Annotated in this window: 19 protein-coding genes; 1 reads left to right on the forward strand and 18 read right to left on the reverse strand. The window is 71.4% G+C overall.

Annotated features, from left to right (window positions below):
* Positions 1 to 55 precede the first annotated feature (55 nt).
* From ACXR8F_RS15985 to pdxT, 10 genes are all read right to left on the reverse strand, one after another.
* A complete protein-coding gene (locus tag ACXR8F_RS15985) occupies positions 56 to 2,356 on the reverse strand; it encodes a RelA/SpoT family protein (protein WP_045187948.1) in 2,301 nt (766 codons plus the stop codon).
* A gap of 28 nt (positions 2,357 to 2,384) precedes the next feature.
* On the reverse strand, positions 2,385 to 2,909 hold the full coding sequence (locus tag ACXR8F_RS15990) for an adenine phosphoribosyltransferase (RefSeq protein ID WP_458801913.1): 525 nt from the start codon (positions 2,907 to 2,909) through the stop codon (positions 2,385 to 2,387).
* Between the two features lie 67 nt (positions 2,910 to 2,976).
* The gene (gene secF / locus ACXR8F_RS15995; protein WP_045187944.1) at positions 2,977 to 4,137 is read right to left on the reverse strand and encodes a protein translocase subunit SecF; all 1,161 of its coding nucleotides are present in this window, start codon (positions 4,135 to 4,137) and stop codon (positions 2,977 to 2,979) included.
* Positions 4,134 to 6,047 carry a protein translocase subunit SecD gene (gene secD / locus ACXR8F_RS16000; protein ID WP_458801915.1) on the reverse strand — a complete coding sequence of 638 codons (1,914 nt, stop codon included), beginning with the start codon at positions 6,045 to 6,047 and terminating at the stop codon, positions 4,134 to 4,136. Before secD ends, secF begins: the two co-directional genes overlap by 4 nt.
* A gap of 7 nt (positions 6,048 to 6,054) precedes the next feature.
* The gene (yajC, locus tag ACXR8F_RS16005) at positions 6,055 to 6,414 is read right to left on the reverse strand and encodes a preprotein translocase subunit YajC (protein ID WP_045187940.1); all 360 of its coding nucleotides are present in this window, start codon (positions 6,412 to 6,414) and stop codon (positions 6,055 to 6,057) included.
* Between the two features lie 229 nt (positions 6,415 to 6,643).
* On the reverse strand, positions 6,644 to 7,771 hold the full coding sequence (gene ruvB / locus ACXR8F_RS16010) for a Holliday junction branch migration DNA helicase RuvB (protein ID WP_458801917.1): 1,128 nt from the start codon (positions 7,769 to 7,771) through the stop codon (positions 6,644 to 6,646).
* Positions 7,768 to 8,370: a Holliday junction branch migration protein RuvA gene (gene ruvA / locus ACXR8F_RS16015; RefSeq protein WP_458801919.1), complete on the reverse strand. Its 603-nt coding sequence runs from the start codon at positions 8,368 to 8,370 to the stop codon at positions 7,768 to 7,770. Before ruvA ends, ruvB begins: the two co-directional genes overlap by 4 nt.
* The gene (gene ruvC, locus ACXR8F_RS16020) at positions 8,367 to 9,032 is read right to left on the reverse strand and encodes a crossover junction endodeoxyribonuclease RuvC (protein WP_045187933.1); all 666 of its coding nucleotides are present in this window, start codon (positions 9,030 to 9,032) and stop codon (positions 8,367 to 8,369) included. The genes ruvA and ruvC overlap by 4 nt, the downstream gene beginning before the upstream one ends.
* A gap of 141 nt (positions 9,033 to 9,173) precedes the next feature.
* Complete coding sequence (locus ACXR8F_RS16025; RefSeq protein ID WP_045187931.1) at positions 9,174 to 9,932, reverse strand: YebC/PmpR family DNA-binding transcriptional regulator; 759 nt, start codon at positions 9,930 to 9,932, stop codon at positions 9,174 to 9,176.
* Positions 9,929 to 10,582 carry a pyridoxal 5'-phosphate synthase glutaminase subunit PdxT gene (gene pdxT / locus ACXR8F_RS16030; RefSeq protein ID WP_045188225.1) on the reverse strand — a complete coding sequence of 218 codons (654 nt, stop codon included), beginning with the start codon at positions 10,580 to 10,582 and terminating at the stop codon, positions 9,929 to 9,931. The genes ACXR8F_RS16025 and pdxT overlap by 4 nt, the downstream gene beginning before the upstream one ends.
* A 238-nt stretch (positions 10,583 to 10,820) precedes the next feature.
* Here pdxT and kynU point away from each other — a divergent pair, with 238 nt between their 5' ends.
* Positions 10,821 to 12,074 (forward strand): kynureninase, encoded by a 1,254-nt coding sequence (kynU, locus tag ACXR8F_RS16035; RefSeq protein ID WP_458801921.1) that lies wholly within the window; start codon positions 10,821 to 10,823, stop codon positions 12,072 to 12,074.
* Here the strand turns inward: kynU and ACXR8F_RS16040 are convergent.
* The 8 genes from ACXR8F_RS16040 to ACXR8F_RS16075 form a co-directional block, all read right to left on the reverse strand.
* Entirely contained in the window at positions 12,067 to 13,086 is a 1,020-nt protein-coding gene (locus tag ACXR8F_RS16040) for a DUF4037 domain-containing protein (RefSeq protein ID WP_045187926.1), read from the reverse strand. The genes kynU and ACXR8F_RS16040 overlap by 8 nt on opposite strands.
* A gap of 204 nt (positions 13,087 to 13,290) precedes the next feature.
* A complete protein-coding gene (pdxS, locus tag ACXR8F_RS16045) occupies positions 13,291 to 14,226 on the reverse strand; it encodes a pyridoxal 5'-phosphate synthase lyase subunit PdxS (protein WP_045188224.1) in 936 nt (311 codons plus the stop codon).
* Positions 14,227 to 14,365: 139 nt separating this feature from the next.
* The gene (locus tag ACXR8F_RS16050; RefSeq protein WP_045187924.1) at positions 14,366 to 14,917 is read right to left on the reverse strand and encodes a LemA family protein; all 552 of its coding nucleotides are present in this window, start codon (positions 14,915 to 14,917) and stop codon (positions 14,366 to 14,368) included.
* The gene (locus tag ACXR8F_RS16055; RefSeq protein ID WP_045187922.1) at positions 14,914 to 16,083 is read right to left on the reverse strand and encodes a glycosyltransferase family 4 protein; all 1,170 of its coding nucleotides are present in this window, start codon (positions 16,081 to 16,083) and stop codon (positions 14,914 to 14,916) included. Before ACXR8F_RS16055 ends, ACXR8F_RS16050 begins: the two co-directional genes overlap by 4 nt.
* On the reverse strand, positions 16,080 to 17,078 hold the full coding sequence (locus ACXR8F_RS16060; protein ID WP_458801924.1) for a phosphatidylinositol mannoside acyltransferase: 999 nt from the start codon (positions 17,076 to 17,078) through the stop codon (positions 16,080 to 16,082). Before ACXR8F_RS16060 ends, ACXR8F_RS16055 begins: the two co-directional genes overlap by 4 nt.
* On the reverse strand, positions 17,075 to 17,698 hold the full coding sequence (pgsA, locus tag ACXR8F_RS16065; protein ID WP_458801925.1) for a phosphatidylinositol phosphate synthase: 624 nt from the start codon (positions 17,696 to 17,698) through the stop codon (positions 17,075 to 17,077). The genes ACXR8F_RS16060 and pgsA overlap by 4 nt, the downstream gene beginning before the upstream one ends.
* A 26-nt stretch (positions 17,699 to 17,724) precedes the next feature.
* Positions 17,725 to 18,279, reverse strand: a complete 555-nt coding sequence (locus ACXR8F_RS16070) for an HIT family protein (protein WP_045187918.1) — start codon at positions 18,277 to 18,279, stop codon at positions 17,725 to 17,727.
* 448 nt (positions 18,280 to 18,727) lie between these two features.
* Positions 18,728 to 22,009 (reverse strand): GH92 family glycosyl hydrolase, encoded by a 3,282-nt coding sequence (locus ACXR8F_RS16075; RefSeq protein WP_458801928.1) that lies wholly within the window; start codon positions 22,007 to 22,009, stop codon positions 18,728 to 18,730.
* Between the last annotated feature and the right edge of the window lie 191 nt (positions 22,010 to 22,200).

Genomic DNA, 22,200 nt, shown 5'->3' on the forward strand with positions numbered 1-22,200 from the left:
AGTGCCCACTCGACGCATCACCCGGTCGAGTGGGCACCGTGCTGTGACCGTGAGGTCAGGAACGCATCACGGCGTCGGTGGACTTGCTGCCGTTGACGCGGTAGACGTCGAAGACGCCGTCGATGCGTCGCACCGCCTTGATGACGTGGTCGAGGTGGGCCGGGTCGCCCATCTCGAAGGTGAAGCGCGAGATCGCCACCCGGTCGCGTGACGTCTGCACCGACGCCGACAGGATGTTGACGTGCTGGTCGGACAGCACCCGCGTGACGTCGCTGAGCAGCCGGTTGCGGTCCAGCGCCTCGACCTGCAGCTGCACGAGGAAGACGCTGGCCGAGCTCGGCGCCCACTCGACGTCGATGAGGCGCTCGGGGTTGGCCGTGAGCTGGTCGGCGTTGGTGCAGTCGACCCGGTGCACCGACACGCCGTTGCCACGGGTGACGAACCCGATGATCGGGTCGCCCGGCACCGGGGTGCAGCACTTCGCGAGCTTGACCCAGACGTCGGCGGTGCCGACGACCACGACGCCGGGGTCGCCGGCTCGGCGCCGGCTCGCCGCGCGCGTCGGGACCGTGGCCTCGGCGAGGTCCTCGGTGGCGCCGTCGACGCCGCCCATGGAGGCCACGACCTTGCCGACGACGTGCTGGGCGGAGACGTGTCCCTCGCCGACGGCGGCATACAGGGCCTCGATGTCCTGGTAGCGCAGGTCGGTCGCGACGGCCGTCATCGACTCGTGACTCATGAGGCGTTGGAGCGGGAGGTTCTGCTTGCGCAGCGCCTTCGCGATGGAGTCCTTGCCGGCCTCGATGGCCTCCTCGCGGCGCTCCTTGCTGAACCACTGCTTGATCTTGTTGCGGGCCCGCGGGCTCTTGACGAACTGCAGCCAGTCGCGCGACGGTCCGGCACCGTCGGCCTTGCTCGTCAGCACCTCGACGACGTCGCCGTTCTCGAGGGTCGACTCCAGCGGGACGAGACGACCGTTGACGCGCGCACCAATGCAGTGGTGGCCGACCTCGGTGTGGACGGCGTACGCGAAGTCGACGGGCGTGCCGCCCATCGGCAGCGCGACGACCGAGCCCTTCGGCGTGAACACGTAGACCTCGCTGCTGCCCATCTCGAAGCGCAGCGAGTCGAGGAACTCGCCGGGGTCCTCGGTCTCGCGCTGCCAGTCGAGCAGCTGGCGCAGCCAGGCCATGTCGTTCTGCGGGGTGATCTCGCCGGGACGGGCGGGACCGCCACCGCTCGCCTGGTCCTTGTACTTCCAGTGGGCGGCCACGCCGTACTCGGCGCGGCGGTGCATCGTGTGCGTGCGGATCTGGATCTCGACCGGCTTGCCCTGCGGCCCGATGACCGTCGTGTGCAGCGACTGGTACATGTTGAACTTCGGCATCGCGATGTAGTCCTTGAACCGCCCGGGGACCGGGTTCCACCGCGAGTGAAGGGCGCCCAGCGCCGCGTAGCAGTCGCGCACAGTGTCGACGAGCACTCGCACGGCGACGAGGTCGTAGATCTCCTCGAAGTCACGTCCGCGCACGATCATCTTCTGGTACACGCTGTAGTAGTGCTTCGGCCTGCCCGTGACGACCGCCTTGATCTTCGCGGCCGTGAGGTCCTCGGTGACCTGGCTGCGCACCCCCGCGAGGTACTCCTCGCGGGCCGGGGCGCGCTCGGCCACCAGACGCACGATCTCGTCGTAGACCTTCGGGTAGAGCGTCGCGAACGAGAGGTCCTCGAGCTCCCACTTGATGGTGTTCATGCCCAGGCGGTGCGCGAGCGGCGCGTAGATCTCGAGCGTCTCGTTGGCCTTGCGCTTGGCCGACTCGGGGCTGACGTAGCGCCACGTGCGGGCGTTGTGCAGCCGGTCGGCGAGCTTGATGACGAGCACCCGGATGTCGCGCGCCATCGCGATGACCATCTTGCGCACCGTCTCGGCCTGGGCGGCCTCGCCGTACGTGACCTTGTCGAGCTTCGTGACGCCGTCGACGAGCATCGCGATCTCGTCGCCGAAGTCACGGCGCAGCTCGTCGAGGCCGTATGCCGTGTCCTCGACGGTGTCGTGCAGCAGCGCCGCCGCGAGGGTGGGCGGCGTCATGCCGAGCTCGGCGAGGATCGTCGTCACGGCCAGCGGATGCGTGATGTACGCGTCGCCGCTCTTGCGCATCTGGCCGTCGTGCGCGTGCTCGGCGACGGCATACGCCCGCTCGATGACCGAGAGGTCGGCCTTGGGGTGGTTCTGGCGGACCGCCGTCATGAGCGGCTCGAGGACGGGGTTGCCGGCGGGTCGGGTCGCCCCGAACCGCGCGAAGCGGGCGCGCACCCGCGACGGGGTGGACAGCTCGCTGCGGACGTCCTCGCTCATGAAGAGAGTCTAGGCGGTCTGCCCGAGGTCACACCGTGAGGATGGCGTTGACCGGCCGGTCCGCGAGCCGGTCCCGCCCGTCGAGGAAGCCGAGCTCGATGACGAACTCGAGCGCGCTCACCTCGGCGCCGCCGCGCTCGATGAGCTCGCAGGCTGCCGCCGCCGTGCCTCCGGTCGCGAGCACGTCGTCGATGAGCAGCACGCGGGCCCCCGGGGCGAAGGCGTCGGCCTGCACCTCGACCTCGGCCGTGCCGTACTCGAGCGAGTACGCGGAGGCGATGGTGTCGCCGGGGAGCTTGCCGGCCTTGCGGATCGGCACGAACCCGACACCCAGGGCGAGGGCCACCGGCGCCCCGAAGATGAAGCCGCGGGCCTCGATGCCCGCGACGACGTCGACCTGACCGGCGTAGCGCCGAGCGACGTCCTCGACGAGCGACCTGAAGGCCGCGCCGTCGGACAGGAGGGGGGCGATGTCCTTGAAGACGACGCCGGGCTTCGGGAAGTCGGGCACGTCACGGACCCGTGCGGCCACGAGGTCACTGGTCTGGCTCACGCCGTCTCCTGCTGGGGTGTCGGGAGCTGAGGTGCGTACGGGTGGCCCGCGGGGCGGGCCACCCGTGTCAGCGGCGGGACTTGGGGGCGCGCTTGGGCTGGTTGCGCGGGCCCGCGGCCTGGGCGTACTTGTGCACGGGCCGTGGAGCGCCCTCGGGCAGACCGGTCGGCGCCGCAGCCCCGGTGGAGTCGGAGCCGACGGAGACGGGCTCGCCCGTGGCGTCCGCGACGTCGACCGCGTCGACAGCCTCGGTCCTGGAGCCGTGCCGGGCGGCGTACTTGTCGAGCTGGCGGATGGCCGGCTCGTTGCGTCGCAGGTCGACGAGCAGCGGCGTGGCGATGAAGATCGAGGAGTAGGCCCCGACGCCGATACCGATGAAGAGCGCGAGCGAGAGGTCGAGCAGCGTGCCGGGCCCGAGGAGCGTGAAGCCGACGACGAGGACCGCGGCGATCGGCAGCAGCGCGACGACCGTCGTGTTGATCGAACGGACCAGCGTCTGGTTGACGGCGAGGTTGGCGGCCGCCGAGTAGGTCATCCGCTTGGTGCGGAACGCCTCGGCGGTGTTCTCGCGCACCTTGTCGAAGACGACGACGGTGTCGTAGAGCGAGTAGCCGAGGATCGTCAGGAAGCCGATCATCGACGACGGCGTGATCTCGAACCCGAACAGGGCGTAGATGCCCACCGTGATGACGAGGTCGTGCAGCAGCGCCACCAGACCTGCGACGGCCATCTTCCACGTGCGGAAGTAGAGCGCCATGACGATGGTCACGAGGATGAGGAAGACGATGAGGCCTTGGATCGCCTGTTGGCTCACCGACTGCCCCCAGCTGGGCCCGATGAGCGAGGCACTCACCGAGCTCGTGGGCACCCCGAACTCCTTGGCCAGCGCGGCCGACGCCTCGTCGGTGCGCTCGGAGGCGGCCTCGGACTGGACGCGGACCGTGTTCTGGCCGATGACCGTCGAGACGACGTTGCCCTGGATGCCGGCGTTGCCGATCGCGTCCTGGGCCTTCTGCTCGTAGTCCTGGCTGTTCGTCACGCCCTGCACGCGGAACTCGGAGCCACCGCTGAACTCGATGCCGAAGTTGAGGTGCTTGACGAAGATGCCGACGAGGGCGAGGGCGATGAGCACGGCCGAGACCGCGTACCAGGTCTTCTGGCGCTTGATGAACTCGATCGAGCGCTTGCCGGTGTAGAGGTCGTTGCCGACCTGAGCGAAGTTGATCATGCCTGGGCCTTCCCCTCGGCGACGCGGGCCGAGCCCACGGTGGCGGGCGGGCGCTGGGCGCCGGCCGACCCGAACTGACCGCGGCCGCGGTAACGGAGAGTCTCCTTGGCGCCGAGGCGCTGCGGGTCGAGACCCGACCACTTGTGGCCCCCGCCGAAGAACTTCGTGCGGGCGAGCAGCTGCACCGTCGGGTGGGTGAAGAGCATGACGACCGCGAGGTCGATGAGCGTCGTCAGGCCGAGGGTGAAGGCGAAGCCGCGCACGTTGCTCGAGGCGAGGAAGTAGAGCACGCCGGCCGCGATGAAGTTCACGGCGTCGGCCGCGATGATCGTGCGCCGGGCGCGCTTCCAGCCGGTCTCGACGGCGGCGACGAGCGGGCGCCCGTCGCGCACCTCGTCGCGGATGCGCTCGAAGTAGACGATGAAGCTGTCGGCCGTGACGCCGATCGCGACGATGAGGCCGGTGACGCCGGCCATCGTCAGGCGGAATCCGTGCGTCGTGCCCAGCACCGTGACCGCGAGGTAGGTGATGATCGACGCCACGGCGAGCGAGGCGACGGTGACGAACCCGAGGGCGCGGTACTGGAACAGCGAGTAGACGACGACGAGCAGCAAGCCCACGAAACCGGCGAGAAGACCGATGCGCAGCTGCTCCTCACCGAGCTGGGGGGTGATGTTGTCCTGCGTCTGCAGCGCGAACGAGATGGGCAGGGCGCCGAACTTGAGCTGCTCGGCGAGCTGCTTGGCCGAGTCGATGGTGAACGAGCCGGTGATCGAGGCACGACCGTCGGAGATGACGGCGCGGGCCTGCGGCGCGGTGATGACGCTCTTGTCGAGCACGACGGCGAACTGGTCGAGCGGCGGCTCGGACTGCAGGCCGTAGAGACGCTTCGTCACGGCGGCGAACTTGGCCTTGCCGCTGTCCTTGAACGACAGGGCGACCTCGACGATGGAGGTGGGCTGGCCGTTCGGGCCGGGCTGGTAGCCGCTGCTCGCGTCGGCGATCTCGCTGCCGTTGATCTCGCTCGGGCCGAGGACGTACTTCGTGGTGCGGTCGTCGCCGCAGGTCGCGATCGGCTGGTCGGGGTCGTCGACGATCTTGTCGACGGCGCCCGGCGTGGAGCAGTTGAGCGCCGAGTACTGCTTGGCGACCTTGGTGGCGGCCTCGTCGGCCTTCGCCTGGGCCCAGCCGATGCCGGTGAGGCCCTTGACGGCCTGTGCCTTCACAGCGGCCTCGGTCTGCGCCTGCGTGGGCGCGGCCGGGGCCGTCGTCGCGGCAGGCGCCGGCGTGGTGGGCTTCGCGGTGGCCGTGCCAGTGGCCGTGCCGGTGGGGGTGGCCGGCGTCGTGGCGGCACGCAGTGCGTCGGGCACGACGCCGTTCTGGGCGGTCGCGGATGTCGACGGGGTCGCGGTGCCGGTGGCCGACGGCTTGCCCGACGCCGGCGTGGTGGCCGTGCCGGAGGGCGTCGGCGTGCCGGTTGCGCCGCCACCCGGGTTGACCTGGGTGGCGTTGGTGTCGAGGGCCTGGACGTACACAGCGCGGAACCGCAGCTGCGACGGCTTGCGGATGGCGTCGAGCTGCTCGGGCGACGGGGAGCCCGGGATCGAGACGACGATGTTCTGGCCGCCCTGGGTGGCGATCTCGGCCTCGGACACGCCGTTGGCGTCGATGCGCTGGCGGATGATGTCGACGGCGCGGTTGACCTGGCCCTCGTTGATCTTCTCCGTGCCGACGAGGACGGGCTGGAGCACGAGCTCCGTGCCGCCCTCGAGGTCGAGACCCAGACGCGGGGTCGTCGAGCCGCCACCCCAGACGGTGAGGCCGCCGACGAGGCCGCCGAGGCCGAGGATGACGACGATCAGCGCCAGGAGGCTGCGTCTCGCCGACTTCTTGGTGGAGCTGCGTGCCACGAAAGCCTCACTGACCGTTCTGCTGCGGACCCGGAGCGTCGTCCGGCACCGAGTCGTTGCCGTGCGTGGTCGGGTTGTCGGCCGTGGTCGGCGCTGCCGAGACCCCATCGGCTTGCTTCATCGCGACGGCGCGGCGGTCGAACCGGACCGTGGTGCCCTCGGCGATCTCGAGCCACGCGGTGGTGTCGTCGAGGTGCTTGATCGTGCCGTAGACACCCGAGGAGGTGACGACGTGGTCGCCGACGTTGAGCGACGAGCTGAACTCGCGCATCTGCTTCATCCGCTTGTTCTGGGTAAAGAACAGCCAGCCCAGCAGCAGCAGGGGCAGCGCGAAAATCAGCAACGAGAAGGCCCCGTTGTTGTTCATGTCAGCTCAGTCCTTCGTGTCTTCGTCGGTGGTGGCGCACAGTTCGACCCTTCGGTTCGGGTCGGGTCTCGCGTCAACGACCGGGAGCACCGGATGGTGCCGCGGCAGCGGCGATGGTGCCCGCAGGAGTCTACGTGCGCCGGTGCAGTTTGTCAGACCGACTCAGGGCCTCGCGACGCAAGCCTGTGTCACGTTTTGGTCGCGCTCGGCACGCGGCGAGCGCGACCCGTCACGAGTCGAAGCGGCCCCCGCCGGACTCCTCGATGGGGAGGGTCGCAGACCACAGCGACTGCGCGTCGACCGGAGGCTTGAGGCCGAGGTGCTCCCAGGCGAGCGTCGAGGCAGCGCGGCCGCGGGGCGTACGCACCATGAAGCCCTCGCGCACGAGGTAGGGCTCAGCGACCGTCTCCACGGTGTCGGGCTCCTCCCCCACGGCCACCGCGAGCGTGGACAGACCGACCGGGCCGCCGTTGAACCGCCGGCAGAGCGCCTCGAGCACCGCCCGGTCGAGGCGGTCGAGCCCGCGCTCGTCGACGTCGAAGAGCGCGAGGGCCTGGCGGGCGGCGGAGTGGGTGACCCGACCGTCGCCGTGCACCTGCGCCCAGTCACGCACGCGCCGCAGGAGGCGGTTGGCGATACGCGGGGTGCCGCGCGAGCGAAGCGAGATCTCGCGGATGCCGTCGTCGTCGGCGTCGAGACCGAGCAGGCGGGCCGAGCGGTGCAGGATCGTGACGAGGTCGGCGGCCGTGTAGTAGTCGAGGTGGCCGGTGAAGCCGAACCGGTCGCGCAGCGGCGCCGGCAGCAGACCCGCTCGGGTCGTGGCGCCCACGACGGTGAACGGCGGCAGCTCGAGCGGAATGGCCGTGGCGCCCGGCCCCTTGCCGATGATGACGTCGACGCGGAAGTCCTCCATCGCGAGGTAGAGCATCTCCTCGGCGGAGCGTGACATGCGGTGGATCTCGTCGAGGAAGAGCACCTCGCCCTCGGCGAGCGACGACAGCACCGATGCGAGGTCGCCGGCATGCTGGATCGCCGGACCCGACGTGATGCGGATCGGCTGCTCGAGCTCGCTCGCCACGATCATGGCGAGTGTCGTCTTGCCGAGGCCGGGCGGTCCGGAGAGGAGGACGTGGTCGGGAGGGGTGCCGCGGCGGCGGGCCGCCTTGAGGACCAGGCCGAGCTGCTCGCGCACGCGCGGCTGCCCGGGGAAGTCGTCGAGCCGCTTGGGCCGCAGCGCCGCCTCGACCTGGCGCTCGTCGGTGTCGCTGCCGGCGTCGACGATGCGCGCGGTCGCGTCGTAGCCGTCGTGCCACACGTCGGAGGCCTCGTCGTAACCCACCGAGCGGTCGACACTCATCGGCCGAGCTCCTGCAGGGCGGCCCGCAGCAGCGCGGAGACACCCGCACCGTCGGCAGCCAGGGGCGCCACCTTGTCGAGCGCGTCATCGGCCTGGCGGGCGGTCCAGCCGAGCCCGACGAGGGCCTCGCCCACCTGCTCGCGCCATGCCTCGCCGGTGTCGAGATGGACGGGCTCGGCGGACCCACCGGTGCCCGGCAGGGCACCGAGCTTGTCCTTGAGCTCGAGCACCATGCGCTCGGCGCCCTTCTTGCCGATGCCGGGCACCTTGGTCAGCGCCACGAGGTCACCCGTGCCGAGGGCGACGCGCACCGCGTCGGGCGTGTGCACGGCGAGGACCGCCAACGCCAGCCGCGGGCCGACGCCCGAGACGGTCTGCACCGTCTCGAAGACGTGCTTCTCGTCGTCGGTGGCGAAGCCGTAGAGCGTCAGCGAGTCCTCGCGCACGACGAGGCTGGTGGCCAGCTCGGTGGGCTGCCCGAGCCGCACCGACGTGGCTGTGGCGGGCGTCGTGTGCACGAGCATGCCGACGCCGCCGACGCCGACCACGACGGAGTCGAGGCCGACCTTGAGGACGGTGCCGGAGAGGGAGGCGATCATCGGGGCTGGGCTCCAGGGATGTTTCGGGTCGGCCGCGCGACGCGGGCGGACCGGGTGGGCTGGCTGGCGAGAGACCGGAGACGCCGCTCGGCCGGTGCCGCGGACGCCGGGACACGACGCGGTATGCCGCTCCCCCGGGTGCCGATGCGCGCGGCCTGCTCGAGTGCGGCCTCCTCGAGGCGGTTCTGGGTGCCTCCGCGCCAGACGTGGCAGATCGCGAGCGCCAGGGCGTCGGCCGCGTCGGCGGGTTTCGGCGGCGTGGCGAGGCCGAGCAGCCGTGTCACCATCGTGGTGACCTGGGCCTTGTCGGCACGGCCGCTGCCACTCACTGCGGCCTTGACCTCGGTGGGCGTGTGGAGCGTGACCGGCAGGCCGCGCCGCTCGGCGAGCATCATGACGATGCCCGTCACCTGGGCGGTGCCCATGACCGTCGAGACGTTGGTGTCGGCGAAGACCCGCTCGATGGCCACCGCCTCGGGCCGGTGTCGCTCGAACCACAGCCGCATCTCGTCCTCGACGGCGACGAGGCGCCTCGGGGTGGGGTCGGCCGACGGCGTGCGGATGACGCCGACCTCGACGAGCGCGAGGCGCCGGCCCGGCACCCCGTCGACGACGCCCACGCCACAGCGGGTGAGGCCTGGGTCGACCGCGAGGACGCGCACGGCATACCTCCTGGGTCAGTGGACGGGCGACAGGGATCCGAACAGGTGTTCGGGACAACGCTAACCGCCCTCCCCCGAAAGGACGGGAGGCACGCCGGTCACCGGCGTGCCTCCGCACCTGGGTCGATTGTCGAGCCCGGCTCATTCCTCTTCGTCGAGCTGGGCCAGCACGTCGTCGGGGATGTCGCCGTTGGCGAAGACGTTCTGCACGTCGTCGCTGTCCTCGAGCGCCTCGATGACGCGGATCATCTTCTTCGCGCCGTCGAGGTCGAGCGGCACCTGCAGGTTGGGCACGAACGACGCCTCGGCCGACTCGTAGTCGATGCCGGCGTCCTGGATCGCCTTGCGCACCGCGACGAAGTCGGTGGCCTCGGAGATGATCTCCCAGGTGTCGCCGTTGTCGTTGACCTCCTCGGCGCCGGCCTCGAGCACGACCTCGAGGATGTCGTCCTCGGAGCCGGCCTCCTTGAGCACCGTCACGACGCCCTTGCGGTTGAAGACGTAGGACACCGAGCCCGGGTCGGCCAGCTGGCCGCCGTTGCGGGTCAGCGCGGTGCGCACCTCTGCAGCGGCCCGGTTGCGGTTGTCGGTGAGGCACTCGATGAGCACCGCGACGCCGTTGGGCGCGTAGCCCTCGTACATGATCGTCTGCCAGTCGGCCGCGCCCGCCTCAGCACCCGACGCGCGCTTGACGGCACGGTCGATGTTGTCGTTGGGCACCGACGTCTTCTTCGCCTTCTGGATGGCGTCGTAGAGCGTGGGGTTGCCGGCGGGGTCAGCGCCGCCCTGACGGGCCGCGACCTCGATGTTCTTGATGAGCTTGGCGAAGAGCTTGCCGCGCTTGGCGTCCTTGGCAGCCTTCTGGTGCTTCGTGGTGGCCCATTTGGAGTGGCCGCTCATGCAGTGTCCTCGCGTTCCGGTGACTGGCTGGCACCGGACTGCTGGAGTCGGTGCGCTCTGACGATCGAGACGAACTCGGCGTGGATCCGGCGGTCGCCACCCACCTCGGGGTGGAACGACGTGGCCATCAGGTTGCCCTGCCGGACCGCGACGATCCTACCGGCGGCAGCGCCCTCGCTCACGCGGGCGAGCACCTGCACGTCGGGTCCGGCCTCCTCGACCCACGGGGCGCGGATGAAGACGGCGTGCACGGTGCCCTCGTTCGAGTCGTCGGTCCACGCGTACTCGAGGTCCTGCTCGAACGAGTCCACCTGGCGTCCGAAGGCGTTGCGGCGCACCGTGACGTCGAGGCCGCCCAGGGTCTGCTGGTCGGGCCGGGCGTCGACGATGCGGTCGGCGAGCATGATCATGCCGGCGCACGAACCGTAGGCGGGCATGCCCTCGGCGATGCGCCGCAGCAACGGTTCGCGCAGCTCGAAGGCGCGCACGAGCTTGTCCATCACGGTCGACTCCCCGCCGGGGATGACGAGCCCGTCGACCTGCTCGACCTCGGACGGTCGGCGCACGGTCACGGCCTCCGCGCCCAGTGCGGTGAGGGCGGCCAGGTGCTCGCGCACGTCGCCCTGCACGGCGAGGACGCCGATGCGCACCGGCTCGGCCGGCGCGGGGGCGGCGGCGACGGTCTCGTGCGTCTCGCCGGTCTCGCCCGTCGTGGTGGTCGTGGTGGTCGGGGTGCTCACGGCACCAAGCGTAGGGCGGGCCGTAGAGCCGCCCGGCGCCGGCCCGGCGCCGCCACCGCACGACGGCGGGCGACGAACCGTCTGGGATGCGAGACGGCTGTGCCGTCCTCCCTGACATCGCGACGACGCCACCGGCTACGTTGCGGCCATGACGACCGTGCACACCCACGACGCCCTGATCGCCCGCGCCGAGCAGGCCGACGCCGAGTCGCCGCTGCGTGGGACGCGTGACCTCTTCGACCTGCCCGACGGCGTCATCTACCTCGACGGCAACTCCCTGGGCGCCCTCCCCCGCGCTGTGCCGGCCGTCGTCGACGACGTCATGCACCGGCAGTGGGGCGAGCGGCTCATCCGGTCGTGGAACGAGTCCGACTGGTGGGGTGCGCAGACGCGCGTCGGCGACGCGGTGGGCCGGCTCGTCGGTGCGGCGCCGGGCCAGGTCGTCGTCACGGACTCGACGTCGGTCAACCTCTTCAAGGCGGTCGTCGGCGCCGCGCGGCTGCGCCCCGGCCGACGTGTGGTGCTCACCGACCCCGACTCCTTTCCCACCGACCTCTACATCACCGAGTCGGCCGCCGCCCTTGCGGGCCTCGAGGTGCGTCGTGTGAACCCGCGCGACGCCGTGGCGGCCATCGCAGAGGTCGGTGACGCGCTGGCGCTCGCGTCGTACTCGAGCGTCGACTACCGCACCGGCGAGCTGTGGGACCTGCGCGCCGTCACCGAGGCGGCCCACGCCGTCGGGGCACTGGCGTGCTGGGACCTCTGCCACTCCGCCGGGGTGCTCGACGTCGACCTGGACGCCGGCGGTGCGGACCTCGCCGTCGGCTGCGGCTACAAGTACCTCAACGGCGGCCCGGGTGCGCCGGCGTTCATCTACGTCGCGCGGCGCCACCAGGACGCCTTCGAGCAGCCGCTCACCGGCTGGAACGGGCACGCGCGCCCCTTCGACATGGCACCCGACTACGCGCCGGCCCCGGGCATCACCCGCGCCCGAGTCGGCACGCCGCCCCTGCTGTCGGTGCTCGCCCTCGAGGCCGCGCTGACGGCGTACGACGGCCTCTCGCCCGCCGACGTGCGCGCCGCATCGCTCGCCGTGACCGGCACCTTCATCGACGCGCTCGACGGGCTGGGAGTCGACCTGCCACTGGCCACCCCGCGCGACCCGGCCCGGCGCGGCTCACAGGTCTCGCTGCGCCACCCCCAGGCGTTCGCCGTGGTGCAGGCGCTCATCGCCAGGGGCGTCATCGGCGACTTCCGCGAGCCCGACATCATCCGGCTCGGCTTCGCGCCGCTCTACGTGACCCACGCCGACGCCGTCCGCGCCGCCGTGCACGTGAAGGAGGTGCTGGAGGGCCGCGAGTACGAGCGTCCCGAGTTCGCCGAGCGCGGCGCCGTCACCTGAGCGGTCGTCGGCGAGCCGCGTGCACGAGCACGTCGACGTTGTCGCTCCACTGCTCCACGGAGCCGACGCCGCGAGGCAGTGCCCGCACGACCGGGTCGGTGATGCTCGCCTCGAGCAGGTCCACGACGGCGGCGCGCACTCCGCGGTACGGCCTGCCCCAGAAAGGCTCGACCGGGTCGTCGACGGACGGCAGCCCGACCCCGCCCTGCACCCTGGCCAGCAGACGGAGCGCGTCGACGAGCCCTGACTCGCGCTCGCGCCAGCCGCCGGAGGACAGAGCCGCCTGCAGTGACGCGGCCGCCGTCCCCGCAACCGGCAGCTGGGCGAAGCTCGTGCCGAGCCACTTGGCGTAGGGCGGCCACCGACGCTCCAGCAGGTGCCCGAGGTGCATGGCGACCCCCGCGAGCCGTGCGGCCACGACCCGCGAGCCGAGGTCGTCTCCCCGCTCCCCCGTGCGCCCGACGAAGGGCAGCTCCTGGGCGAGCCGGGCCCAGCCCGTCGCGACCACGTGGCGCCACACGTCGTCGGGATACCAGGCGAGCCGTCGACGTATGCCGTCCAGCTCGCCCACGTCGTCGGCGAAGACCTCGCCGCCGGTGACCTCGAGGACGGCCTGGCCCGTGAGCGACAGCCAGTCGCTCACGTCGAGGTCGCGGGTGGGGTCGACGCCGAGGCGCGAGACCGCGAGGTCACGGGCGGTCTGCACCTGGACCCGGTGCCGCACGACCGGGTCCCACGTCGTCGCGAAGCGCACCGGGTGCCCCGCGAAGGTGGCGGGAAGGACCTCGGCCAGGTGGGCGTCGATCTCGGCGACGGACCCTGCTGGGACCAGCAGGTTGAGGCGAAGCCCCCAGTCGTGGTCGCGCGACATCGCGTCGTCCAGTCCGAGGACGTCGGAGCCACTCCCGAGGCGTGCTGAAGCGCACGGCAGACCGGGCCACCGACCGCGGACGAGCGGCTCCACGACCTGCTCGAAGTACGTGCGCGACAGCTCGGTACCGGTGAGGTCCACGGTGTCGATCCTGTCAGCCACTCTCCCGCAACACACCCGGAAGCGGTCAGATCGGGCCGGTTGCAGCACGGACCGGTTGCCCGTTGCCGGGTGTGTTGCGGAGGGACCCGGGGGTGTCAGACCGGGGTCCAGGACGACGTGTGCCGCCGCGCCCGGTGGGGCACGGCGGCATACGTCAGCGGTGGGCGCGGGAAGGGCGCCGGGTCACCAGCCCCGCTCGGAGAGGCGGTGCGGCTGGGCGATCTCGTCGACGTTGATGCCGACCATCGCCTCACCGAGACCGCGGGAGACCTTGGCGATGACGTCGGGGTCGTCGTGGAAGGTCGTCGCCTTGACGATGGCCTCGGCGCGCTGGGCCGGGTTGCCCGACTTGAAGATGCCGGAGCCGACGAAGACGCCCTCGGCGCCGAGCTGCATCATCATCGCGGCGTCGGCCGGAGTGGCGATGCCGCCCGCGGTGAAGAGCACGACAGGCAGCTTGCCGGCCTCGGCGACCTCCTTGACGAGCTCGTAGGGGGCCTGGAGCTCCTTGGCCGCGACGTAGAGCTCGTCCTCGGGCAGGTTCTGCAGGCGGCGGATCTCCTGGCGGATCTGGCGCATGTGCGTCGTGGCGTTGGAGACGTCACCGGTGCCGGCCTCACCCTTGGAGCGGATCATCGCCGCGCCCTCGGTGATGCGGCGCAGGGCCTCACCGAGGTTCGTCGCGCCACAGACGAAGGGCACGGTGAACTGCCACTTGTCGATGTGGTTCGCGTAGTCGGCCGGGGTGAGCACCTCGGACTCGTCGATGTAGTCGACGCCGAGGCTCTGGAGGACCTGCGCCTCGACGAAGTGGCCGATGCGGGCCTTGGCCATGACGGGGATCGAGACGGCCTCGATGATGCCGTCGATCATGTCGGGGTCGCTCATGCGCGACACGCCGCCCTGAGCGCGGATGTCGGCGGGGACGCGCTCGAGGGCCATGACGGCGACGGCGCCGGCGTCCTCGGCGATCTTCGCCTGCTCGGGCGTGACGACGTCCATGATGACGCCGCCCTTGAGCATCTCGGCCATGCCGCGCTTGACGCGCGTCGTGCCCTTCGAGCTCGTGGACTGCTGGTCAGCCGCGGGCGTGCTGCCCGTGGTCGGGGTGGTGCTCACGATGTCCTGCTTTCCCGTGATCTTGGGCTGGGGATGCACACAGGGTAGGCCCACGCGGGCACGCCCGACGACACGGTCCACCCGCGGCTGCGCCACGGCCGTCGGCACTGTGACGCAGGTCGCTCCGTCGCCGACGGGGTCAGGCGACGGCGAGGTGCTCCGGGGCCTCGTCGTTGAACTCGACGGTGTGCGGCAGGGGCGTGTAGCCGGCCAGGTGGAACGCCCGGATCGTCCACTTGCGCCGGACCCGGCGCACGTCGGTGACGGCGTCGTTGTGGAAGCGGCGCGCGAGCTGCACGCGGGTGCAGGCCGAGCTGAGCCGGGCCAGCACGTCGGTGCCGAGGGCGGTCGACCTCAGGTCGGCGACGGCCTCGGGCGTCAGGGCGAGGTCGAGCGCCTCGGTGAGGTCGTTCTCGGCGAGCTCGCGGGCGTTCCCGTGCTCGGCCGGTGCCTCGAGCGAGCCGGCCGCGGCGTTGGCGAGGATGAGGGACGTGGCACCGTCGAGCAGGCCGCTGTTCGCGAGCTCGACCGCGGCCTCGGCCCGGCGCACGAGCCGTGCGTCGAGGGCCGCGAGGGTGCCGCTCAGGCGCACGTGCAGCCGGTCGAGCCGCGCCGCCGTGTACGTCAGGTACCACGCGATGACGACGAGGACGAAGAGGACCGCGAAGACCCACGAGAGGACCTCGCTCACCGGGCACCCCCGCGCAGGAAGCGGTTCCAGCGACCCTGCGGATGGGTGGCCGCCGCGCGCCCCTCGATGACGGTCTCGTAGACGGCGAGGATCTTGTCGGCCACGACCGACCAGTCGAAGATGCGGGCGCGTTGCTGGCCGGCCTCGGCCAGGGTCGCGCGCCGCTCTGGGCTGCGCAGCAGGTCGACGAGCGTGCGGGCCAGGTCGTCCGGCTGCTCGTTGGCGAACATCGCACCCGCGGTGCCGCCGTCGAGCACCCTGGAGAAGGCCGCTAGGTCGCTCGCCAGCACGCACGCCCCTGCGCTCATGGCCTCGATGAGGATGATCCCGAAGCTCTCTCCTCCAGTGTTCGGCGCGACGTAGACGTCGACGGACGCGAGCAGCGAGGCCTTGTCGTCGTCGGAGACCGCGCCGAGGAAGTCGCACGCGGCGACGACATCGGGCGGCCAGCCCTCGGTGACCTCCTCGGGGTCGCCGGGACCGGCGACGAGCACCCGCAGTCCGGGGACGGCTCGGAGCACCTCGGGCAACGCGGCCGCGAGCACCGGCAGACCCTTGCGCGGCTCCCCCATCCGGCCGAGGAAGGCGATGGTCGGCGCCGCCGGGGTGCCGATCCACTCCGAGCGCCGCGGCGCGGAGGCGAACCGGTCGACGTAGACCCCGTTGGGGATGACGACGGCGTCGCCGCCCACGTGCGTCGTCACGGTGCGGCGCGCGTCCTCGCTGACGGCGATGCGTCCCGCGATCTTCTCCAGGCTCGGCCTGATGATCGGGTAGGCCGTCTGCATCGTCCGCGACCGCAGCATCGAGGTGTGGAAGGTCGCGACGATCGGGCCGTCGGCGGCCATCAGGGCCAGCACGCTGACGCTGGGCGTCACGGGCTCGTGCAGGTGGAGCACGTCGAACTCGCCCTGGTCGATCCAGCGCCCGACCTTCGAGGCCGTGACGGGCCCGAAGTTGAGGCGGGCGACCGAGCCGTTGTAGCGCACCGCCGTGGCCCGGCCGGCGGACGTGACGTAGTCGGGCAGCTCGGTTTCGCTGTCGGCCGGGGCGAGCACGGAGACCTCGTGGCCCTGGCCGATGAGGTGCTCGGCGAGGTCGCGCACGTGGAACTGCACCCCGCCCGGCACATCGAACGAGTACGGGCAGACGATGCCGATCCTCATGGCGTGGCCTTCGTGGGCTCGGCCGGCTGGGAGGCGTTCACGGGGTCCTCGGCGGCTGCACGGCTGTCGAGGTCGTCGACGAAGACCCGCTGCAGCATGTGCCAGCTCGACGTGTGCTCGCGGATCGTCACGGCGAGGTGGTCGGCGCACTGCTGGATGAGGTCGGCCGCCCGGGCCGCCGTCGGCCCCTCGACCCGTGGCACGAGGCGGTCGCTGAACTCGATGACGGTGCGGTGGCCGCCGAGGCCCTCGCCGCGGGGGGCCGGCTCGTACCAGATGCGGGCGGCGTAGAGCGGGGCGCCGGTCATGAGCGAGAGCACCGCCGGCCCCTTGGCCATGCGGGCCCGGTGGCCGAGCAGGTCGACCTCGACGCCGCCGTTGGTGAGGTCGCGGTCGGAGGCGAGGGCGATGAGGCGGCCGCCGCCGCGTGCGGCCGTGAGCAGCCCCTGGAAGGGGTCGTCGCCGCCGGTGAGCGGGATGATGTCCATGTCGATCGACCGCCGGAAGGCGACGAACTCCTGGTAGACCTCCTCGGGCTTGAGCCGCTCGGCGACGGTGGTCACCGGCATGAGGTTGCCCGCCGACCAGGCTGCCGCGAGGTCGAAGTTGCCGAGGTGACCGACGAACACGACGGCGGCCTCGCCGCGCGCGGAGAGCTCGGCGACCTCCTCGGAGCGCCGGACGACGACGGCGCGGTCGATCTGCTCGCGCCTCAGCGACGGCAGGCGGAAGGCCTCGCAGTAGTAGCGCATGTAGGAGCGCATCCCGGCAGCCACGAGCTGGTCGAGCGCACGCTCCCCCAGCTCGGGGCGGACGCGGCGGTAGTTCGAGCGCAGCCGCTCGATCCCCTTGCCACCCCGTCGGACGGCGAGGTCGGCCACGCGGTCGAAGAGGGCGTATGCCGCCCACTCGGGGAGGGCGCGTACGGCCGACCAGCCGAGTTTGAAGCCGAGGACGCTGACCGTGTCGGTGGCCCGGCGCACGACGGAGGTCACGTGCTGACCTCGCCCGAGGCGAGGGCCTGACGGCGCACGGTGATCATGCGCTGGAGCACCGTGACGAAGCTGGCGACGGCGAGGAGGCCGAGGACGACACCGAGCAGCAGCGTCGAGTTCAGCACGTCGGCGAAGAACGCCGCGACGAGGACGGCCACGAGCCGGTCGGCGCGCTCGGCGATGCCCACGTCGGCCGTGTAGCCGAGTCCCTCGGCACGCGCCTTCGCGTAGGACACGACGCTGCCGAGGATGAGGCACGCGAGCGCGAGCCCGGCCATCCAGAAGTTGTCCCCGGGGCCGGCGTAGTAGAGCACGAGGCCGCCGAAGATCGCGCTGTCGCCGATGCGGTCCAGCGTCGAGTCGAGGTAGGCGCCCCACTTGCTGGACCGCCCGGACTCGCGCGCCATGATGCCGTCGACGTTGTCGGAGAAGACGAACGCCGTGATGACGAGCACGCCGATCCAGATGTCGCCGCGCGGGAAGTAGGCGAGCGCTCCCACGCAGACTCCGACCGTTCCGACGATCGTGACGACGTCGGGGCTGATGCCGAGGCGGAGGAACAGGTGGGCGATCGGTGCGAGGATCCGGGTCATCGACGCGCGCAGGAGTCTGTTGAGCATGGTGGTGACAGCGTAACGACCGGGGCTCAGCCGGCGGGCCACGCGGCGACGAGGCGAGACCGGGTGTCCTCGAGCAGAACGGGCAGGGCCTTGGTCTGCCCCACGATCGGCAGGAAGTTCGAGTCGCCGCTCCAGCGGGGCACGACGTGCTGGTGCAGGTGCGCCGCGACCCCGGCGCCGGCGACGGCGCCCTGGTTCATGCCGAGGTTGAAGCCGTGCGGCTCGGAGGCGCCCTGGAGCGCGCGGATGGCCCGCTTCGTCAGGGCGGTGAACTCCGTCGTCTCCTCGTCGGTCAGGTCCACGTAGAGCGACACGTGGCGGTACGGGCAGACGAGCACGTGCCCGGGGTTGTACGGGAAGAGGTTCATCACGACGTAGCAGTGCTCGCCGCGGTGGACGATCAGCCCCTCCGCGTCTGGCTTCTGCGGCGCGGAGCAGAAGGGGCAGCCGTGGCCGGCCGCCTCGGTCGGCTTGTCGCCGAGGATGTAGGCCATCCGGTGCGGCGTCCAGAGGCGCTGGAAGCCGTCCTCGACGTGGGCGAAGTCCTCGGCCGCCTCGGGCGCGCTCCCCTGCTCCGTCATGGTCCTCGATCCTAGGGCGGTGGCGTCCGGGAACGTGAGCGGCCCCGCGGTCTCACACACCGCAGGGCCGACACCCATTGAACCGCGTCAGGGGCTCCAGCCGAAAATCGACACGCGTCGGGACGCAGATCAGCCCCGCGGGTGTGAGATCCGCGGGGCCGAGTGCCGTGGGCGCGCCGGATCGCTGCCGGTGGCGCCGTGAGAGAGGTGAAGGCCCGGGAAGTATGAGTTCCCGGGCCTTCGATTCTGTCTCACCGAAGTGAGTCAGAAACCTTTCCGCCGAAGCGGATTGGTAACTCCTTTCTAGACCACGATCCCGCTGCTGACAAGGGTTTCCGGAAGATTTCTCGGGCTTGCCCCGGGTGCACGCGTGTACCCGGCGTCCGGCGTGCCCACGCCGGACGACTTCTGGCCCTGGTGAGGGTCCGGCTCACGCTCGCCGTGCCGGTCAGCCGAGCGTGACGGCGTACACCTCGAAGCGGTCGTCGCCGGGCAGCGTGATCGACTGGAGCTGCCTACCCGGGTCCGCGACCACGGTCGTGCCGAACAGCTGCACCGGAGGGCCGTCCACCCCGGAACCACCCTTGATGCGGTGGTCCATGGCGATCGCGACCCGGTTGCCGTTGTGGCCGCTGCCGGCCGCCCAGTCGGTGAGCGAGATCGGCACGGACTGCACGCTGCCGTCGGTGTAGGTCAGGCGCAGAGCCGTCGACACGTCGCCGTTGTGCGTCGAGCCGATGACGTGCACCGCGCTCCGGCCCGCGGCGGGCACGAGGATGGTCTGCCCTCGGCCCTCGACGAAGTTCGACGTCGTCCCGGACGTCACCGGTGCGGCATACGTCACGCCGTTCCAGTCCCACGTCGTGCCGGCCGGCAGCAGCGCGGCGTCGTAGCTCCACCCGCTGCCGTCGAAGTTGCCCTCGCTCGGCGAGGCCACCGTGGCTGTTCCGTCATGGTTGCGCGCCGGCGCCAGGTCCACGGCGCAGCCAGGGGCTCCCGCGACGCAGTCGAGCGCTTCCTGCAGCTGCACGGTGACGACCTTCGTCACCGGGTCGACCCCCGGCGCCGAGGCCGTCACGCGGACCTCGTGCGAGCCGACACCGAGGCCCGCGGGCAGCTTCAGCGTGGCGGGCACCGAGCTGCTCGCCGGCACGCCGTCGCTGTGCAGGACGACCGCCCCGTCACCGCTCGAACCCACGGCGGCCGACCAGCCCTGCGGCGCTGCAACGTCCACCTGGACCGGCAGGCTCTTGGGCGCCTGCCCCACGAGGTCGACAGAGAGGCGGGCCTCACGGGCTCCGGTCGGCACGACGACCGGGTTGGGGCGCGCCGTCATCGACAGCGACAGCCGCGGGTCACGGCTCGCCTGCACCGCCGAGGGCGGCACGTCCGCGGGGGTCGTGCCCCAGCGGCTGGGCGTCGTGCCCACGGTGTGGGCGAGCGTGCCGCCCCGACGGAGCGCGTCCCAGCCGACCCAGCTCTTCGTGCTCTTCGCGCCGTTGACCGTCAGGGTCTGGACGTAGCGCCGGTCGTCCGAGACGCCGGGGGCCGTGATCGTGAGCGACCCGCCCTGGCCGGTGCGCACCGAGGCAGGCGTGGCCACGTCGATGTCCACCCGCTCGAACTGCGGCGAGCTGACGACGAAGTAGTTCGCCCCGCTCATCGTCGGGTAGAGGCCCCACGAGGAGAAGACGTACCAGGCGCTCATCGTGCCGAGGTCGTCGTTGCCGGTCATGCCGTCGGCGCCGTCGGTGAAGAGCGTGAACGCGGCGCGGGCCACGGTCGCGATCTTCGCCGGCTGCTGCACCCACGCGTACGTGTAGGGCGCGAGCAGGTCGGGCTCGTTGTTCGGGTTGTACGTCGGCTTGCTGTAGTAGGCGTAGGTCGCCTCGATCCAGTCCGTACGGGCGGTGCCCGCCGGGTCGGCGAGCAGCTCGTCGTAGGCGAAGAAGTCGTCAAGGCGCTTCTCGGTCGTGGCGCGACCGCCCATCAGCTCGACGAGACCGGCCGGGTCCTGCGGGGCGAGCCACTGGTACTGGTACGAGCCGCCCTCGTGGAAGGCGTGCGAGGCCTCGACCGGGTCGTACGGGTCGAGCCACGTGCCGTCGGCCAGCCGCGGGCGGAAGGTCTGCGTGCCGGCGTCCCAGAGGTTGCGGTACCAGCCGCTGCGCTCGGTCAGCATCGACGCGTCGGCCGGGTGCCCGAGCGCCTTGGCCATGATGGCCAGTGAGGCATCGGCGGCGGCGTACTCCATGGTGGCGGAGGCCGGGTGGGCGCAGTCGTTGTCGCCGCCGTGCGACACGCAGTCGGTGCCGACCTTCAGCCCGAAGGGGATGTAGCCGAGCTTCTCGTACCAGTGCTGGCCGGAGCGACCGTTGTACTGGCTGTCGGCTGGCGGCCGCTCGGTCGCGTTCTGCTTGAGCAGCGCGTACGCCTCGTCCTCGTGCCCGGCGAGGAAGCCCTTGCTCCAGCCCTCGACGAGGAACGGCGTCACCGGGTCGCCAGTCATGATGTTGCTCTCGCTGTTGACCAGGGCCCAGCGGGGCAGCCAGCCGCCCTCACGGCCGATGGCGAGCACCGACAGGTACGAGTCACGGGCGACGTCGGGGGCCAGCACCTCGAGCAGCTGGTTCTGGGGCCGGTAGGTGTCCCACAGCGAGAAGTTCTGCCGGGGCGTGTAGCCGTCGGCCACGTGGGTCCTGCCGTCCCAGCCGTGGTACTTCCCGTCGACGTCCGACGCGAGGTTGGGGTGCATGAGCGAGTGGTAGAGCGCCGTGTAGTAGGCGGTCCGGCGCTCGTCGGATCCGCCGGTGATGCGGGCGTGCCCGAGCTGCTCCTCCCACCGCTGGGTGAGGGCGGCACGCGTCGCGTCGAAGTCGAAGCCGGTGCCGGTCTCCTTCGCGAGGTTGGCCCGGGCGCCGTCGGCCCCGGTGTAGCTCAGGCCGACCTTCATCGTCACGGAGGTCGTGCCGGTCGGGAAGGTGACGGCGGCCCCGTTTCCGCCGTTCGTCGTGGAGGCGTCACGGGCGCCGGCGGTGAGCGTCGAGCCGCTCCACGTGCCGAACGACGCGAACGGCTTGTCGAACTCGACGCGGAACCAGACCGTGTGCTCGTCCTTGCCGGCGCAGAAGTTGCCGTCGTGGATGCGTCCCTCGACGACGCGGTCGCCGACGACGTGCACCTCGGAGTCGAAGACCCGCATGTTGGCCTTGCCGGTGTTGAGCAGCACGTTGGCTGCCTTGTCGGCCGGGAAGGTGAACCGCTGCCAGCCGGTGCGGTCGGTGGCGGTCAGCTCGGCCTCCACCCCGTAGGTCGGCAGGCCCACGCGGTAGTAGCCGGGGCTCGCCTCCTCGTCGGAGTGCGAGTAGCTCGACGCATAGCGCGCCGCGTCGACCGTGGTGACGGCGCCGCTCGTCGGCATGATCGGCAGCTCGCCGACCACCGGGCAGCCGACACCCGACAGGTGCGTCTGGCTGAAGCCGTAGATCGACGTCTGCGAGTAGTCGTAGCCGCCCTCTCCCCCGGTGTCCGGGCTGACCTGGACCATCCCGAAGGGCGCGCTGGCGCCGGGGAACGTGTTCCCGTTGTCCTGCGTGCCGACGAACGGGTTGACGGACTCGACGAGGGGCTCGGCCGCCGCGGCCGTCGGGGGTGCGCCCGACGGCAGCACGGGCCCGAGGGCGGTGGCGGCGAGGACGACGGTGCCGAGCGATCTGAGCACGATGCGCATGGGGGCGTTCCTTCACGGGACGGACGACGGTGTCCTGCCCGAGACTCGTGACGTCCGGGTCGTCCGGCAACCCGACATCGTTGTCCTGTCCGATGGACGCGTGACATCGGACAAGAACGACGTATGCCGCCGGGCGGAGGTCACGTCGGAGCGGACCCTGCCCGACGGCAATACGTCGTCGGTCGTGCTGG

Source organism: Terrabacter sp. AAH1 (assembly GCF_054456855.1).

Bases quoted from the DNA above. Each gene is read 5' to 3' on its own strand.
- ACXR8F_RS15985 (WP_045187948.1), bottom strand. From the start codon at position 2,356: ATGAGCGAGGACGTCCGCAGCGAGCTGTCCACCCCGTCGCGGGTGCGC.
- secF (WP_045187944.1), bottom strand. From the start codon at position 4,137: ATGATCAACTTCGCTCAGGTCGGCAACGACCTCTACACCGGCAAGCGC.
- yajC (WP_045187940.1), bottom strand. From the start codon at position 6,414: ATGAACAACAACGGGGCCTTCTCGTTGCTGATTTTCGCGCTGCCCCTG.
- ruvB (WP_458801917.1), bottom strand. From the start codon at position 7,771: ATGAGTGTCGACCGCTCGGTGGGTTACGACGAGGCCTCCGACGTGTGG.
- ruvA (WP_458801919.1), bottom strand. From the start codon at position 8,370: ATGATCGCCTCCCTCTCCGGCACCGTCCTCAAGGTCGGCCTCGACTCC.
- ACXR8F_RS16025 (WP_045187931.1), bottom strand. From the start codon at position 9,932: ATGAGCGGCCACTCCAAATGGGCCACCACGAAGCACCAGAAGGCTGCC.
- kynU (WP_458801921.1), top strand. From the start codon at position 10,821: ATGACGACCGTGCACACCCACGACGCCCTGATCGCCCGCGCCGAGCAG.
- ACXR8F_RS16055 (WP_045187922.1), bottom strand. From the start codon at position 16,083: ATGAGGATCGGCATCGTCTGCCCGTACTCGTTCGATGTGCCGGGCGGG.
- pgsA (WP_458801925.1), bottom strand. From the start codon at position 17,698: ATGCTCAACAGACTCCTGCGCGCGTCGATGACCCGGATCCTCGCACCG.
- ACXR8F_RS16070 (WP_045187918.1), bottom strand. From the start codon at position 18,279: ATGACGGAGCAGGGGAGCGCGCCCGAGGCGGCCGAGGACTTCGCCCAC.
- ACXR8F_RS16075 (WP_458801928.1), bottom strand. From the start codon at position 22,009: ATGCGCATCGTGCTCAGATCGCTCGGCACCGTCGTCCTCGCCGCCACC.